This window comes from Salinimicrobium oceani, from assembly GCF_012037645.1.
Genome location: NZ_JAAVJR010001571.1, coordinates 1 through 290 on the forward strand (window position 1 = coordinate 1; position 290 = coordinate 290).

The 290-nt window shown below is 48.6% G+C and carries 1 protein-coding gene; it reads left to right on the forward strand.

All coding sequences use genetic code 11. The annotated features are described in order from the left end of the window. Positions 1 to 290: glycosyltransferase family 4 protein (locus HC175_RS23110; RefSeq protein WP_168140093.1), on the forward strand; the 290-nt coding region annotated here is incomplete at both ends.

Below are 290 nucleotides of genomic sequence, written 5' to 3' on the forward strand. Positions count from 1 at the left end.
TTCGCGTTGACATCAGATCATGAACCTTTCGGAATGGTGTTACTTGAAGCCATGGCGGCCGGAGTTCCGGTTGTCTGCAGCGATTGTGGCGGTGGCAAAGAGGTAGTGGCCAGCCACGGGATGTTGTTTCCGCTGGCAGATTCGGAAGCCTTGTCCTCTCTGTTGATGATTCAGTCTTCATTAGCCGAAATTGACCGCTACGAAATTATCTCTTCTCAGTCTGCGCGATTACAGCAAGAATTCTCCGATGCCATAGCAGTGGAAAAATTCTGGTACTTCTATAGACATAT